The sequence below is a fragment of the Amycolatopsis sp. cg5 genome, from assembly GCF_041346955.1.
Classification (GTDB): Bacteria; Actinomycetota; Actinomycetes; order Mycobacteriales; family Pseudonocardiaceae; genus Amycolatopsis.
Genome location: NZ_CP166849.1, coordinates 4714652 through 4729788, shown reverse-complemented (window position 1 = coordinate 4729788; position 15137 = coordinate 4714652). Strand labels below are relative to the sequence as shown.

At 68.4% G+C, this 15137-nt stretch carries 15 protein-coding genes; 10 read left to right on the top strand and 5 right to left on the bottom strand.

Annotation, left to right across the window (positions count from 1 at the left end; genetic code table 11):
* Position 1 precedes the first annotated feature (1 nt).
* From AB5J62_RS21265 to AB5J62_RS21255, 3 genes are read right to left on the bottom strand one after another with little or no spacing between them, the layout of a single operon-like run.
* Positions 2–1246 carry an MFS transporter gene (locus AB5J62_RS21265; RefSeq protein WP_370950049.1) on the bottom strand — a complete coding sequence of 415 codons (1245 nt, stop codon included), beginning with the start codon at positions 1244–1246 and terminating at the stop codon, positions 2–4.
* Positions 1243–2442, bottom strand: a complete 1200-nt coding sequence (locus AB5J62_RS21260; protein WP_370950048.1) for a cytochrome P450 — start codon at positions 2440–2442, stop codon at positions 1243–1245. Before AB5J62_RS21260 ends, AB5J62_RS21265 begins: the two co-directional genes overlap by 4 nt.
* 34 nt (positions 2443–2476) lie before the next feature.
* On the bottom strand, positions 2477–3415 hold the full coding sequence (locus tag AB5J62_RS21255; RefSeq protein WP_370950047.1) for an HEXXH motif-containing putative peptide modification protein: 939 nt from the start codon (positions 3413–3415) through the stop codon (positions 2477–2479).
* 451 nt (positions 3416–3866) lie between these two features.
* On the opposite strand from AB5J62_RS21255, the gene AB5J62_RS21250 reads away from it, so the two are divergent.
* Positions 3867–5021, top strand: coding sequence for a hypothetical protein (locus AB5J62_RS21250; protein WP_370950046.1), 1155 nt, complete (start codon positions 3867–3869; stop codon positions 5019–5021).
* Here AB5J62_RS21250 and AB5J62_RS21245 read toward each other — a convergent pair.
* Both AB5J62_RS21245 and AB5J62_RS21240 read right to left on the bottom strand, forming a co-directional pair.
* Positions 5018–6022: a hypothetical protein gene (locus tag AB5J62_RS21245; protein ID WP_370950045.1), complete on the bottom strand. Its 1005-nt coding sequence runs from the start codon at positions 6020–6022 to the stop codon at positions 5018–5020. The genes AB5J62_RS21250 and AB5J62_RS21245 overlap by 4 nt on opposite strands.
* A gap of 411 nt (positions 6023–6433) precedes the next feature.
* The gene (locus tag AB5J62_RS21240; RefSeq protein WP_370950044.1) at positions 6434–7261 is read right to left on the bottom strand and encodes a p-hydroxycinnamoyl CoA hydratase/lyase; all 828 of its coding nucleotides are present in this window, start codon (positions 7259–7261) and stop codon (positions 6434–6436) included.
* A 205-nt stretch (positions 7262–7466) separates the two neighbouring features.
* Between AB5J62_RS21240 and AB5J62_RS21235 the strand changes: the two genes are divergently transcribed.
* Genes AB5J62_RS21235 through AB5J62_RS21195 form a run of 9 tightly spaced genes read left to right on the top strand, consistent with a single transcriptional unit; the run spans position 7467 to position 15136 of the window.
* Positions 7467–8273, top strand: a complete 807-nt coding sequence (locus tag AB5J62_RS21235; RefSeq protein ID WP_370950043.1) for a 2-amino-3,7-dideoxy-D-threo-hept-6-ulosonate synthase — start codon at positions 7467–7469, stop codon at positions 8271–8273.
* Positions 8270–9349: a 3-dehydroquinate synthase II family protein gene (locus tag AB5J62_RS21230; protein WP_370950042.1), complete on the top strand. Its 1080-nt coding sequence runs from the start codon at positions 8270–8272 to the stop codon at positions 9347–9349. The genes AB5J62_RS21235 and AB5J62_RS21230 overlap by 4 nt, the downstream gene beginning before the upstream one ends.
* The gene (locus AB5J62_RS21225; RefSeq protein WP_370950041.1) at positions 9349–10716 is read left to right on the top strand and encodes a class I adenylate-forming enzyme family protein; all 1368 of its coding nucleotides are present in this window, start codon (positions 9349–9351) and stop codon (positions 10714–10716) included. Before AB5J62_RS21230 ends, AB5J62_RS21225 begins: the two co-directional genes overlap by 1 nt.
* Before the next feature lie 13 nt (positions 10717–10729).
* Positions 10730–10999 carry an acyl carrier protein gene (locus tag AB5J62_RS21220; RefSeq protein ID WP_370950040.1) on the top strand — a complete coding sequence of 90 codons (270 nt, stop codon included), beginning with the start codon at positions 10730–10732 and terminating at the stop codon, positions 10997–10999.
* Complete coding sequence (locus tag AB5J62_RS21215; RefSeq protein ID WP_370950039.1) at positions 10996–11238, top strand: hypothetical protein; 243 nt, start codon at positions 10996–10998, stop codon at positions 11236–11238. Before AB5J62_RS21220 ends, AB5J62_RS21215 begins: the two co-directional genes overlap by 4 nt.
* On the top strand, positions 11231–12379 hold the full coding sequence (locus AB5J62_RS21210; protein ID WP_370950038.1) for a beta-ketoacyl synthase: 1149 nt from the start codon (positions 11231–11233) through the stop codon (positions 12377–12379). Before AB5J62_RS21215 ends, AB5J62_RS21210 begins: the two co-directional genes overlap by 8 nt.
* On the top strand, positions 12376–12957 hold the full coding sequence (locus tag AB5J62_RS21205; protein WP_370950037.1) for a beta-ketoacyl synthase N-terminal-like domain-containing protein: 582 nt from the start codon (positions 12376–12378) through the stop codon (positions 12955–12957). Before AB5J62_RS21210 ends, AB5J62_RS21205 begins: the two co-directional genes overlap by 4 nt.
* Positions 12954–14624: a class I adenylate-forming enzyme family protein gene (locus AB5J62_RS21200; protein WP_370950036.1), complete on the top strand. Its 1671-nt coding sequence runs from the start codon at positions 12954–12956 to the stop codon at positions 14622–14624. Before AB5J62_RS21205 ends, AB5J62_RS21200 begins: the two co-directional genes overlap by 4 nt.
* The gene (locus AB5J62_RS21195) at positions 14621–15136 is read left to right on the top strand and encodes a hypothetical protein (protein WP_370950035.1); all 516 of its coding nucleotides are present in this window, start codon (positions 14621–14623) and stop codon (positions 15134–15136) included. Before AB5J62_RS21200 ends, AB5J62_RS21195 begins: the two co-directional genes overlap by 4 nt.
* Position 15137 lies beyond the last annotated feature (1 nt).

The following is a 15137-nucleotide window of genomic DNA, read 5'->3' as shown; positions in this document are numbered from 1 at the left end:
CTCAGAGATTCCGGTACGGCCTGCTGAAGAAGCCGACCGAGAAGGCAGCCGACACGCCCAGCCCGGCGACGACGATCACGACCTCCGGATCGACCGTGCCCAGCACGGTCCCGGCGAGCAGCGCGGAGACCGGGTGGGCGAGGCCGGCGCAGGTGGCCATCAGGCTCATGACCCGCCCGAGCGCTCGGGCGGGCACGGCCCGCTGGAGCATCGTCATGTAGAAGACGTTCACCGTGGCCTGCAAGGACGCGCCGACGAACAGCGCCGCGGTCGCCAGCACCAGCGAGGAGCCCATCGCGATACCCGCCAGCGCCAATCCCTGGGCGATGCCGAGGCAGAGCGCGATCAGCCCGCGACGGCGACGGCGCAGCAGCGACGGGCCCAGCAGCGCGCCGATGACCGAGCCGACACCGAGGCCGGTCATCATGACCCCGAAGCCGGGTGCGCCGCGGCCCAGCGAATCCTGGGCGAAGATCGGCAGCGCGACCTCGATCAAGCCGACGGCGGCGAGGTTGAACACGAGCGTGGTCAGCAGGTTCATCCTGACCAGGGGAGTGCCTGCGGCATACCGCAGCACTGATCGCCAAGTCTTCAGCTCGCTGCCGTCGTCGGCGGGCCGAGGCGTTGTCTCGACCGCCTTTCCGGTCGGGCGGATCGCCATCAGGGTCAGGCTGGACACCAGGAACGTGATCGCGTCGATCAGCAGTCCCACACCGCTCTTGAGCGCGCCGACGAGCGTTCCGCCCAGCGCGGGCCCGGCGATCCTGGACGTGCTCTGCATGAGCTGGATCAGGGAGTTGCCCGCGGCGAGCGAGTCTGCCCGCACGATCTGCGGGAGCACGGCGAACGAGGCGGGCATGAAGATCCCGCCGAGGCCGCCCAACGGGACCGCGACCGTGATCATGGCCCACAGCGGGATGTGGCTGTTGGCGGCGAGCACGACGAAACCGAGCACGACGACCGCGCGCAGCGCGTCCGCGGCGAGCATCACCGGCCGGGCGCCCAGCCGGTCGGCGAGCGTTCCGCCGACCGGGAGGAAGACGAGCCTGGACAGTCCGTAGCAGGCCAGCACCACGCCGAGGTTCGCCGGTCCGCCACCCTGGTTGAGCATGACGAACGGCAGCGTGACGAGATAGATGCCGTCGCCGAGCTGGGAGAGCAGCTGGCCGACGAGGTACAGCGCGAAGCGTCGTTCCCGCAGCGGGGTCAGCAACCGGACAGTGTCCTCTTCGGCGGTGACGCTCACCAGGTGACCGGCAACGCGTGGAGGCCGTAGAGGAGCGAGCCGTCCTTGAAGGACAGTTCCTCGACGGGTGCGGCGAGCCGGAGGCCGGGTATCCGGGCGAACAGGCTGGTGAACACGATCTCGAGTTCCACCCGCGCCAGGTTCTGGGCGATGCACCGGTGGATGCCGTGGCCGAACGCCAGCTGCTGCCGGGCGTCACGGTCGAAGTCGAGTTTCTCCGGATGCGGGAAGACGGTCTCATCCCAGTTGGCCGCCGCGGTGGACACGACGACGGCGTCACCCGCCTTGACCACCATGTCGCCGACCTCGATGTCGGCCAGCGCCACCCGCAGCCCGCTCGGGTCGGTGATGGTGGTGTGGCGCAGGATCTCCTCCACCGCGCCCGCGGTGCGTGCCGGGTCGGCCCGGAAAGCGGCGAGCTGCTCGGGGTTTTCGAGCAACAGCACCGTGCCGAGTGAGATGACGTTGGCCGTGGTCTCGTGGCCGGCGGTCAGGAGGGACAGGCACAACGCGGCGATGTCCTCCTCGCTGAGTACGCCCGTTTCCTTGTTCTTGGCCATGATTCGGCCGATCAGGTGATCACCTGGCACGGCCTCCTTCGCCTTCTCCGCCACCACATCGCTGAGGTAGTTCCGGAGCGTGGCGTCCGCCTCGTCCCGTTCGTGCGAGGTGGCGTTCCGGTCGGCCATCACCTTGCTGGTGGCGTGGAAGATGTCGCGATCGCGGTAGGGGACGCCGATGACCTCACAGATGACCTGCGAGGTGATCGGGCGGCAGAGAACTTCGACCAGATCGGCGGGCCGATCGCCGTCCAGCATCCTCGTGAGGTTCTCGTCCACGATCCTTTGGATGCGAGGCCGCAGCGTCTGCGCGCGTTTGTGGGTGAACTCGGGGATCACCATCCGGGTCAGCACCGTGTGCTCCGGCGGGTCCAGGCTCATCAGGGACGCGTTGACGCCTTCGCGCAATTTTCGGGACAGGGGAAGGTAAAAGGGAAAATTCGGGTGCAGCCGATTCGTGCTGACATTCCGGTCGGTGAGAAAGCGGCGCACGTGCTCGTAGCGCGTGATGAACCAGGCGGTCCGCCCGCTGGGCAGCGTGATCTTCGCGAGCGGCGCGCCGGCGCGCAGTTCGGCGTACTGGTCCGGCGGGCGCATCGGGCAGGACCGGGGCATCGGCAAAGCCAGTGGTTCCATCTGGAAGCGTTTCCTTTCGGACGTTCTGGCCCGGTCACGCCGCGCGGAGCGAATCCTCACACGCGCGAAGGTCCTTGAAGTAGTCGCTGCCCTGAGCCGTCCACTCGGCTTCCCTGCCGAGGATGTCCAGGCTCGCCGACAGGTTCTTCAGCGCCTGCTCCCGTCGCTCGTGCGCCTCCTCGGGAGCGTCGGCCTCCGTAGTCCAGCGATGCAGGCCGGTCGCCATCCTGGCCAGCACGTGCGCCGAATGCAGGACGCCGAAGATCGGCCTCGGGTCCGGCCGCAGCGGATGCGAGGCCAGCGCCGAGCCGTTGAGCACGAACGGCCCGAACGAGTTCCGCAGGTACAGGGCGTGATGCCCGGTCTCGTGCAACACCATCTCGAACGCGGCGGCCACACTGCCCAGGGACTGCGGCGCGGCGTAGATGACGCCGTACGTCTGCTCGACCGTCGCGGAGCGGAAGACCGTGCCGTCCACATACACGATCGACTGCACCAGCGTCCGGAATTCCTGCGCGGCGGCGGGCCACACCCTGGCGAGTACCTCGACGGCTTGGTCCACATGGGGCCGGGACTTTTCGGCCAGCTGCCGGGAAAGCGTCAACGACTGGGCGGTGTCGACCTGCTGGATGTCGTTTTCGAGGTAGCGAACGCTGTCTTCGAGCCACGGCACGCCGTCGCGCTCTGGCAGGTGCTCCAGCGGCGGCCGGGACGGTCCGCCGGTCATGGCGTAGCCCGCGTGGAGGGCGTCGATCGGGCCGACCGTGACCATGCGGACGACGCTCGGGTGCAGCCAGGTGAGCCGCCGCCAGCCGTCGGGTCCGCCCGGCGGCGTGCCCTGTTCGGCGAGGCTCGCCCAGAGGCGCTTGCCGAGCCGTCGGTGATACACCGTCGCCAGTGCGGCCGTCGCGTCCGGGTTTATCTCGAAAGAGGTGAGCTGATTCCGCAGATATTCCTCGGCTGAAGATGTCATCGCACTGCGCTCCTGGACATTTCGGGCGGCCGTGCCGATATTCGGCGTCAATTCATGACCTGGCAGATTCTACATGCGCGGGAATAAGCCGCCATCGTTACCGGTGGCCGGTTCATGCCGCGTCGGACAATGGCAGGAAGTGACCACTCGCGAGCGGCGAACGCGCGCGGAAACATGGGGTCTCACCGGCAGGTCGTCGGTGCGTTCTCGAAGGAAGGTTCACGTCATGCCTGACTCTCAGGAGCTGCAGACCCTGCTCACCGCCATGGCCGAGGCCGAACCCGAGCCCGGCAAGGCCGAGCAGACCGAGTTCGGAACCATCGCCTGGTACCTCGCCACTCAGTAAAGCGAGCTGGTTGTCAAAAGAATGGTGGCTCCGCGGGTGCTGTGCCTGCGGAGCCACCGCAACCCGGCGAACAAATTCACTTCGGGCGCTATTCAAGGAGCGACAATGACTGCGCAGATGGTCGACGAGCGGGTCTTCGAGGGAGTCGGCTCGCTGTTGGACGACTACGTGGTGATCCGCGACCAGGACAAGTTCGTGATCACCTACACGCCGGACAGCCGCGAGCCCGCGGCCTGGGTCGCGCTCGGACTCAAGCACCGCGGGTTCGACCCGGCCATCATCCCGATGCGTCCCCTGGAGGACGCCGAGTTCGCCGAGCGGATCGGCAAGGTGCTGCCGGACCCGGCCACGATGGCGGGCAGGCTGGTCATCGTCACCCTCGAGCGGGACACGATGTCGCACTTCGACGTGCTCGCGCCGCTGCTGAGCCGCTACGGCGCCGACAAGATCATGATCCTGCGGATCATCAGCGCGTCCGCCGACTTCTTCACGAGGGCGCTCAACGTCAGCCCGGTGGAGCTGTCCTCGCTCAACGCCACGTTGCTGCACCGCCTGGACAACGCCAAGCGTGTCCGCGTGACGACCGAGGGCGGCACGGACATCACCGTCGACCTCGACAGCGAGAAGTACCAGTGGATCAGCAACCGGGGAGTGTGGCGTCCCGGTGGCTTCACGATCCTGCCCGCCGGTGAGATCGCCACCTACCCGGCCGGCGTCGAGGGTGTGCTGGTCGCCGACGGCGCCTACAACGCCAACATCATCAGCGACCTGAACGCGAAACTGGCCGACAACCCGGCCAGGGTGGAGATCGAGGCTGGCAAGGCGCTTTCGGTCAGCTGCGCCCGCCCGGAACTGCAGGAGATGTTCCAGCTCTGCCTGGACAGCCCGAACGGCCGCAACGTCGGCGAGTTCGGGCTCGGCACGAACCACGGCGTCGGCCCGTTCAGCACCACGAACTCGCACATCAACGAGCGCAGCTGCGGGCTGCACCTCGGGTTCGGCGCGCACAACCAGAGTTTCACCAGGGTCGAGTACATGGCGTGGGCCCACCTGGACCTGATCACCATCGGCGGTCTGATGTGGATCGACGACGAACCGGACCCCATCGACCTGACCAGGGTCCAGCCGATCGACGTGCCGCACCCGGCGGACGCGCTCGACGAGGACATCACCGGCGACTGCTGTGGCATGGGATACCGCCAGCTCAAGGGACTCTCCGAGGACCCGTCCTGCCAGGTCCCCGGAGTCCAGCGTCCTTAATCCAGGTCGTCGACGGCGACCCAGCCTCGTGCCACGGCCCGCGCGCCCGCCTGGAACCTGCTCCGCGCGCCCAGCCGCGTGAGCAGTTCCGACGCGACGCGGCGGGCCGTGCGCACCGAGACACCCAGCCGGCGGGCGATCACCTCGTCGGTGCTCCCTTTCCCGAGCAGCTTGAGCGCTTCACGGCCCTGGTCGGTCAGGCCGTCCGAGTCGCGTGACCGGGGCAGCCCGAGCGGTGCCGAGCTCCGCCACACCGACGAGAACAGCGTGTACAGCGCGTTGACGACGCCACCGATCGAGATGACGACCGCCGACTCGTCATCGTCGTCGACGTTGACCGGCACCATGGCGATCCGCCGATCGACGATGACCATCCGCTGGGGCAGCGACGGCGCGGTCCGCACCTCACCGCCGGCCCCGGACAGCCACTGGGCGTACTCGATCGCGGCAGGCTGGTTGCGGATGCTGTCGAGGTAGATCGTCCTCAGTCGCACACCCCGGTCGACGGCGTCGGAATCCAAAAACCGGCTGGCAGGCAAGCTCTCCGCGAGCTCCGCACCGCCGGGCGTGAGTGAGCATGTTTCCCACTCGCTGGATGCCGCCACCTCCCGAAGCCGCCGCCGGATCGCCGTCACGCCCCGCAAGTGCTCGATGCCGGGATCTCCGGAGCTGGGCCGGGAGTCGGAATGCTGGGAAAGTAGCCGGGTGAGCGCGAGTTTGCTCTCCTCGATCTCCTGCTGCCGTCGCGCGATATCGGCCTGCTGACGGGCGATCAAAGCCGCCATGCCCACCTCGGGATCGACCAGCCGCGGCGGACGGCACCGGCTGTTGTCACCCGTTTGCAGCAGTGCCATTCTCGTCAATTCGTCCAGTGCCTCGCAGACTTCACGTTCGGTGAGATCCAGATGGTCGGCGAGATGGTGACAGTCGCTGCCCGCGTAATCGAGCAACGCCAGATATACCAGCTCGGAGGTTTTGCTCAGCCCAAGCGCTTCTAACATAGAGCCATCCCCCAGGACGCAATTCTCTAGTAGAAGTTTTCACTGTAACAGCTCCGCCGCCGGTTCGCGGATCGACGACTCGCCGTAAGGACTAAGCCCGACAATGCCTTTTCAGTTGGGGCAGAACGGATAAAGGGGTCGGCGCGCGTGCGCCGACGGAGTTGGTTTTGGGCCGTCTGACGGCTCAAAACCAACTCCGTCAGGCTTGTGGACGTAGATTCGCGCTCCGTGCGGCGCGCGGAAGCCGAAGATGGTGCGTCGCGGTAGGCCGGGTCAGCTAGGGTCATCGTGAAGCGAGGGGACCCCAGAGTGCTCAGAACGCACCGAGGGGCACCCTCACACCAGCCCGGACCACGCCACATATGCCTTTCCGTGCAATAGAACCAGCCATACCACTCACGAGTCCCCGTCTCAGGGGCGGCGGAGATTGCCCAGGCCGGGGCGGAACGACTTCTCGTCGAGGAACTGCTTCATCCCGTTGACGCGGGAGCGTTCCGGGTCGAGGTGCTGGGTCTGCTCGACCTTGGCGTAGAGGTAGTCCTCAGCCTGGTCCCAGGCCATCTGCGACGCGTGCCGGTAGCCGACCTTCGAGGCGCGCAGAACGTAAGGATTCTTCGACGCCAGCTTCAGCGCGAGTTCGCGGGTCCTGGTACGCAATTCCTCGCGGGGGACCGCTTCGTTGACCACGCCCATGCGCTGCGCGGCACGGCCGTCGAAATTCTCGCCGGTCATGATGTAGTAAAGCGCGTCACGCTGAGACATCACCGCCGAAAGCGACTTCGTCAAAATGCCGCCCGGCGGAATTCCCCAATTCACGTCCGCGATACCGAATTGCGCTTCTTCGGCGGCGACGGCGAGATCGCAGGCGACCAAGGGAATGAAAGCGCCGCCGAGACACCAGCCGTTCACCATGGCGATGGTCGGCTTGCTCCACATCGACAGCCACTTCCATTGCCACTGTGAACTCGCGCGCCTCGCCCTGATCAGGCTGATTGTCGGGTTTTCGGCCGCTTCGACGTCCCGGAAGTACTCCTTGATGTCCATGCCCGCCGAGAAGGAGTCGCCGGCGCCGGTCAGCACGAGCACCTGGCAGCGGTCGTCGCCCTCCAATTCGTCGAGGACGCGGACCATGGTTTCGTTCAACGCGGGGTTCATCGCGTTACGTTTTTCCGGCCGGTTGAGGGTGACCCAGGCGATGCCTTCGTCGAAATCCACGAGTACCGGGCTGTCGCTGCTCATCGGGACACTCTCCTCGTCAAACGGTTACACGACATCGTTATGAAACCACACTCTCCGGTGCGCTCGGGACAATACCAAAGAATTTATCAAAAGAATCTCAGAGCGCCATAATCTCCGGGTTATGCCGGGCCGGTATTGGCGTTCCCGAGCGTAATTCATGCACGATTGGGCAATCGATTGTTCGACATGGAGAGGGGAGGAGAAGATGGCTGCCGACGGCAAGAAGTTCCGGTTGCGCCGGCTTTCCGTCGCCGGTGACGGGAAATACCTTTTCGTGCCGCTGGACCACAGCGTTTCGGATGGGCCGGTGGTCCGCCGCAGCGGCTGGGACGACCTGATCAGGGCGATCGTGGCGGGCGGCGCGGACGCGGTGATCGTGCACAAGGGACGGGCCCGCACGATCGCGCCGGAGCTGCTCGGCCGGTGCTCGCTGATCGTGCATTTGTCCGCGGGCACGATCCACGCGAGCGACACCAACGCGAAGGTGCTCGTCGGCGACGTCGAGGAGGCCGTGCGGCTCGGCGCGGACGCGGTGAGCGTGCACGTCAACGTCGGGTCCGACACCGAAGCCAGGCAGCTGGCCGACCTCGGCGCGGTCGCCGAGGCGTGCGACACCTGGAACATGCCGCTGCTCGCGATGATCTACCCGCGTGGCCCGCGCATCAAGGACCCACATGACCCGGCGCTGCTCTCGCACGTGGTGAACATCGCCGTCGACCTCGGCGCCGACCTGGTCAAGACCACCTCGGCCAACCCGGTCGACCGGATGGCGGAGGTCGTCGAGAGCTGCCCGCTGCCCATTCTCTGCGCGGGCGGACCCGCCGACGGCTCGAACCCCGTCGCGTACGGCGCGAGCCTGATGCTCGCCGGCTGCGCCGGGCTCGCCATCGGCCGCCGGATCTTCACCGCGCCGCAGCCCGCCCCGCTCGTCGCCCGCCTCGCCGCCGTCGTCCACGCCTCGCCAGTGCAAGCGACCGAACCCCGACCGACCCTCAAGACAGGTGCAGCATGAAATTCGCATGGATCGACGTTCGCGCAGTCCCGGTCGAGCACCGCGAGGGGGTGATCGACGCGGCCATCCACGCCAAGGTCCACGGCGTGCTCTCCGACGACGCCGCGCTGCTGGCGACCCTGCCGCCCACCGTCGCCGGCGTGCTGACCGGCGAAGGCACGGCGGGCATCAAGGTCGCGGACGTGGCCGACGAGGACCAGTTGTCCGCGCTGAAACACCAGGCCGACAAGAACATCGCGGGCTGGGTGCACGTCCGTGACGACCGCACGCTCAAGCTCGCCTGCGCCGCCGCGGTGGACCTCCCGTACACCGTCGTCGAGTTCGCCGACCCCACCAAGATCCCGCTGGAGATCGTGCTCGCCGCCGCCGACAAGTCGCCCGGCGCGCTGATCTGCGTCTGCGCCGACCTCGAAGAGGCCTCGATCGTCGTCGACGTGCTCGAACGCGGTTCCGAAGGCATTCTCTTGGCGCCCAAGGACGCGGGCGAGGTCTTCGCGCTCGTGCGCATGCTCGAAGCCCAGTCACCGAACCTCGCGTTGGCGACGCTCACCGTCGACCGCATCGAGCACCATGGCCTCGGCGACCGCGTCTGCGTCGACACCTGCTCGCACTTCGGCGAGGACGAGGGCATCCTCGTCGGCTCGTACTCGACCGGATTCATCTTGTGCTGCAGCGAAACGCACCCGCTGCCGTACATGCCGACCCGCCCGTTCCGGGTGAACGCCGGCGCGCTGCACTCCTACGTCCTCGGCCCGGACAACCGGACCAACTACCTCAGTGAGCTCGGCTCCGGCAGCACCGTCCTCGCGGTGAACGCCGACGGCAAGACCCGCCGCGTCGTCGTCGGCCGCGCGAAGCTCGAATCCCGGCCGCTGCTGACGATCACCGCGCACTCCGCCGACGGCGTCATCGTCAGCCTGACCGTCCAGGACGACTGGCACGTGCGGGTGCTCGGCCCCGGCGCGAAGGTCCGCAATGTCACCGAACTGCAGCTCGGCGACGAGCTGCTCGGCTACATCGCGACGGACCAGCGCCACGTCGGCATCCCGATCGGCGAGTTCTGCCGGGAGTCCTGATGACCGGGATGACCGAGCTCCTGCGCGGGCTGTTCGACGCCCACCCCGGTGACCTGCCGTACCTCGCGCACGGCGACGACATCCGGACCCGCACCCGCGTGCGCACCGAGGTCGCGCAGGAGGCGGCCGTGTTCGCGGGCTGCGGGATCCGCGAGGGCGCCGCGGTGATGCTGCAGGTCCCGCCGAGCTACACGCAGGTGCAGGCGATGCTCGCGCTGTGGAGCCTCGGCGCGCAGGTGATGCTCGTCGACCACCGCTTCAAGCCGGCGGAGGTCGACGCGATCCGCGCGACGGCGCACCCCGAGTTCACCGTCCGCGGCGGCGTCGCCGGGCAGACCCCGAGCTTCGCCAGGGAATACGAACTCATCACCCGCCATCACGGCTCGGGGCGGCCCGCGGCCACCGCGCACCGGCTGGTGCAGTTCAGCTCCGGGTCGACGGGCACGCCCAAGGTCATCGGCCGGACACCGGAGTCCATCGCCGAGGAGATCGACCGCTTCACCCGGATCGACGGCATGCCGACGGCGGGGGAGCGGGTGCTGCTGCTCAGCTCCACCGCGCACAGCTTCGGCCTGATCGCGGGACTGCTGCATTCCCTCAAAGCGGGCGTCACCGCGGTGTTCGCCGACCGAGTGTCCGCAAAGGACATTCTCGCGGCGGCGTCACGACACGACGTGCACCATCTGTTCGGCACGCCGTTCCACTACGAGCTGATCAGCACGGCCTCCCGGCTCCCGCCGCTTTCGTCGCTGCGCGCGGCGGTCAGCGGCGGCGAGATCATGGACCCGGCCACCGCGAAACGGTTCGAGGACCGCTTCGGCTTCGCGGTCGGCGAGTCCTACGGCACCACGGAAACCGGTGTCGTCGCGATGGACGTCAGCGGTGCGATGCGCCCGTCCGTCGGCAAGGCCACCCCCGGCGTCCGGATGCGCGTGCTCGACGGCGAGCTCGAAGTCCACCTGCCGGGCGGCTCGCCGTATCTGCACCCCGTGCCCGGCGAGCGCTATCGCGACGGCTGGCTGCGCACCCGCGACCGCGCGGAGATCGGCGACGACGGCGGCCTCCTGCTCTTCGGCCGCGGCGATTCGCTCGTCGTCATCGGCGGGCTGAAGGTCGACCTCGGCGAGGTGGAAGCCGTGCTGCGTGGGCATTCCCAGGTGCTCGACGCGGTCGTCGTGCACGACAGCCTCACCGAGGCGTACGTGACCGGCACGGCGTCGGAGTCCGAGCTGCTGGCCTGGTGCCGTGACCGGCTCGCCGACTACAAGCTGCCCCGCCGCATCCGGGTGCTCGCCGAACTTCCCCGTACCCCCAACGGAAAGCTCGTCCGCCGCGGCGAGGTGCTCCGCGGAGCAGTCCCCGCATAAGGAAAGGAAAGAAATGCAGACCACATTGGAGACCGAGATCCGGCTGTTCGTGCTCAAGACGGTCGCCGACGACATGAGCCATCCGCTCGACGGCGAGGTCGACGACGCCGCGCCGCTGGGCTCCGGCGGCATCGACCTGGACTCGCTGAGCCTGATCGAGCTGACCATGCGGCTGGAGCGCCGGTTCGGCGTCGAGTTCCCGGAGACCGACATCGAGCCGCTCGGCGCGATGAGCCTCGGTGAGCTCGTCACCGATGTCGCGAAGCGCGGCGCCAAGGCATGACCACCGACGCCGGGACGCGGATCACCGCCGAGCAGGTGCGGCTGCTGCTGTCCGATCCGAAGATCTTCCCCGATCTCGACGCCGACGACACCGAGCTGGTGCTCGACTCGCTCGGCCTGGTCTGGTTCCTGCACCTGCTCGAACTGCGGCACGGGATCGCGCTGGATCCGGACGACGAGCACGTCACCGGCGTCACCTCGGTCCTCCGCATCACGGAGGGCCTGGCGAACCATGGCTGAGGTCGTCGTCACCGGATATGGCGTGCACACCGCGTTCGGCGAAGGCGCGGCGCGAGTGCGCGACGGCGTGTTCGCCGGCCGTCAGGTGTTCCCGGAGATCACCCGGTTCGCCACCACCGGCCTGCGTTCGCACGTCGCGGCGACCTACGACGTCGAAGAGCCGCCAGGGGTGCGCCCGGTGTTGTCGCACTGCGCCGACACCGCGGTCGAGATGGCGGGCCTGCCGGCGGGCCGGGACACCGCTGTCCTGCTCGGCACGGCGGGTGATTTTACCGCGCTGACCCGATTCTGGCGGTCCGGCGGCACCGATCAGACCGGGGTCGGCGGCACCGTGCCCGCGCGACTGGCCGAGGCGCTGGCCGTCCGGCTGGGCGCGCGCGGGCCGCGGCTGGCGTTCACGAACGCGTGCGTGGCGTCGGCGACCGCGTTGATCCACGGCTGCCGGATGATCGCGTCCGGCCGGGTGGAGAGCGCGGTCTGCGCCGGTGCTTACCTGGTGGAGGAGGAGAACCAGGCGAAGTTCGACTCGGGATGGGCGCTCGCGCGTGACGGCGTGGTGCGCCCGTTCAGCGCCGACCGGTCGGGGCTGCTGCTCGGTGACGGCGCCGCCGCCGTCGTGCTGGAATCGGCCGACAGCGCCGAAAAGCGTGGCGCGATACCGCTCGCGCGGGTCGTCGGCTGGGGCGCCGCCTCGGACGCGCACCATGTCGCGCGGCCGCATCCGCAGGCGAAGGGCCTGGTCGCGGCGGTTCGCTCGGCGCTGCACCGGGCAGGCGACGACGCGGGCGCGACCGTCGACTACGTCAACGCGCACGGCACCGGCACCAAGCACAACGATCTCGCGGAGACGCGGGGCTTCCACGAGATCTTCGGCGACCGCGCGCCCGAGGTGCCGATCAGCTCGACCAAGAGCACGACCGGACATCTGCTGGAGGCGTCCGGCGCGGTGGAGTTCGTCATCTCACTGCTCGCGCTGCTCGACGGCGTCGTGCCGCCGACAGCCGGGTTCACCACGCCGGACCCGGACTGCGACCTCGACTACGTGCCGAACGAACCGCGGCGGGCGAAGCTGCGCCGGGCCTTGACCGTCAACGCCGCGTTCGGAGGCGCGAACACGGCACTCCTGCTGGAGCGAGCATGAAGATCCTGTCCGCGGCGATCGCGGGTCCCGGCGAACCGGCGCAGGTCAGCGGCTTCGTCGAGTCCCCGTTCAACCCGCTCGTGTACGAGGTCGCGGCCGGCTGCCTTGGTGCCTACCCGGCCGACGGCGCCCGCACCGCGATCGTGCTGGCGAGCGTGGCCGGCGACAGCGTCACCACCGACCTCGCCAGCAAACTGCTCACCGAGGGCCAGCCGCACAACGCGCTGCTGTTCATGCAGGCCACGTCGAACGCGATCCTCGGGTACGTCAGCAAGGAGTTCGGCATCACCGGCCCGCTGCTGTCGGTGTCCACAGGGGACGAACCCGGCTCCGGCCCGCTCGACGTCGCCTCGGTGCTGCTCGCCGACGACGAGCTCGACCAGGTGCTGGTCATCGGCGTCGAGCTGACCGGCAACCCGCGCACGGCCGCCGCGCACCGGGTGCTCGGCACCGCCGCCCCCGCCGAACACGTCGCGGTCGCGCTGCTCGTCGCGAGCGTCGACGCCGAGCCGCCCGGCGGCGGCGTGCCCGGCCTGCTCGCGCTGGCCCAGACCTCACTCAAAGGAGAATTACCGTGATCAGCAAGGAAGAGCGCGCCCAGATCCTCGGCGACGAGCGGCTCGGCGCGGGCAATGTCATCCACCGGCTCAAGGCGTACGGCCGCTCGCCCGACGATGAGGTGCTGTGGACCGACGGGACCTGGCTGGCGCCGGACGGCACCCGGCCGGACGTGCTCACCCTCGGGCAGCTGCACGAGATCGTCGAGATCTACGCGGGCTGGTATCACGCGCAGGGCGTCAAGCCGCGCGATCCGGTCGCGGTCCAGACGTACTCCAGCACCGAGTTCGCGATCAACTTCATGGCGGTGCAGTCGCTCGGTGCGATCCCGTCGTTCGTCAACGGCAACCTCAAGCCGGAGATCGCGCTCGAATACGTGCGCCGTCAGGGCGCCGTCGGCATCATCACCGACGAGGCGCACCACGAGAACTTCAAGCAGAACCACGAACGCCTCGGCCTCGGCTTCTGCGTCACCGCTTCGACGATCCGCGCCGACGACCGGCGCCCGCTGCCGAAGGTCTTCCCGTACTCGCACGACAAGACCGACCCGATCATCATCTCGCACTCGTCGGGCACCACCGGCATGCCGAAGGCCGTGCCGCACACCCACGAGACGCTGCTCTACGCCCAGCTGCACCGGCTGAAACTCTCCGTCGGCACGGCCATGGGGAGGTTGCTAGTAGCACTTCCGGGCTCGCACAACGCCGCCATGTCCGTGCTGATGTTCGGACTGCTGCTGCGCTCACCGGTCTACCTGCAGTCCAGCCAGCGTGGGTCCGATGTGCTCGATGCCATCGACCGGTTCCAGCCGACTACCGTGTTCGGTTTCGCCGGGACCTACGGCGAGATCGCCACGAGTGACCTCAGCGAACGCAAGATGGGCAGCATCGAGGCCTGGTACAACACCGGCGACGCCGCGCACGAGGCCCACGTCCGCGAGCTGATCGCGCAGGGCAGTTACATGACCGTCGGCGAGGACTTCAAGCGTCACCGCGTCGCCGGGTCGGTGTTCACCGACGGGCTGGGCTCGTCGGAGACCGGGTACTCGATCTTCCACAATGGACACAAGCCCGGCAGCGCTTCGTACGGCCGCTGCATCGGGAAGCCGATGAGCTTCGCCGAGGGCGCGGTGCTGTCGGAGGAAGGCGTTCCGCTGCCGCCCGGCCAGGTCGGCAGGCTCGGCGTGAAGTCGCCGACGCTGACCCCCGGCTACTGGAACGACACGAAGACCTGGCACCAGCTGCGGCTCGGCGGCTACTGGCTGACCGGCGATCTGTCCATTCAGGACGAAGACGGCAACTTCTATCACCTCGACCGTGCGCCGGACGCCATCCGGACGGTCAACGGGATCGTGTTCAGCACCCGCACCGAGGAGCTGCTCCTGCGAGAGCTGCCCGAGCTGGCCGACTGCACGGTCGTCGCGGTCGCGCCGGACGGCGTCCGCGCCGACTGGGACGGTGACGGCGTCGCCGACGCGTACGTGCTGGTCCAGGTCGCGGGCGAGACACCGCTGAACGACGCCGAGTGGACGTCGGCGATCAACGAAATCCTTGACACGCATGGTTTCCCGCAGCTGACCAAGGCGATGCGGATGGACGCGTCCGACGTCATCAAGGGTGCCACCGGCAAGGTGCTCAAGCGCGAGATGCGCGAGAAGTTCCGCACCCGCCTGCTGGAACAGCGGTGACGGCCGTCGAACCCCGCGTCGCGCGCGCGATGGACGTGTACCGCCAGTGGTGGCTGCATGACGCGCGCTGGTACCAAGGCGTCGCGAAGCGGTTCGGGCACGAGGTTGCCAACGAGATCAACGCCGAGGCGCTGCGCTTCGTCGCCGAGCACGTCGGCAAGCGGATGCTGCGCCAGTTCGGCGGCAAGCCGGCCGCTGACCTCGACGAACTCCGCGCCCGCTACGACGCCTGCGCCGAGTACATGTTCCCGTCCGAGCTGCGTGACGGCGGCATCGAGGTGATCGGCGAAGACCTGCTGGAGCTCACCATGCGGCAGAACTTCGCGGTGACCATGGTCCGGATGGCCGGCTCGCTCGACGGCTACGAATGCCCGTGCACCGAGATCCACGCGGGCTGGTCGGCCGGGCTCGGCGTCGACCTCTCGGAGAACCGCGCCACTGGATGTCTCCGGCACGGCGACCCGGCCTGCCGCCTGCTGATGCGGGTCGCAGCCCAAGACGGAAAGGACTGAA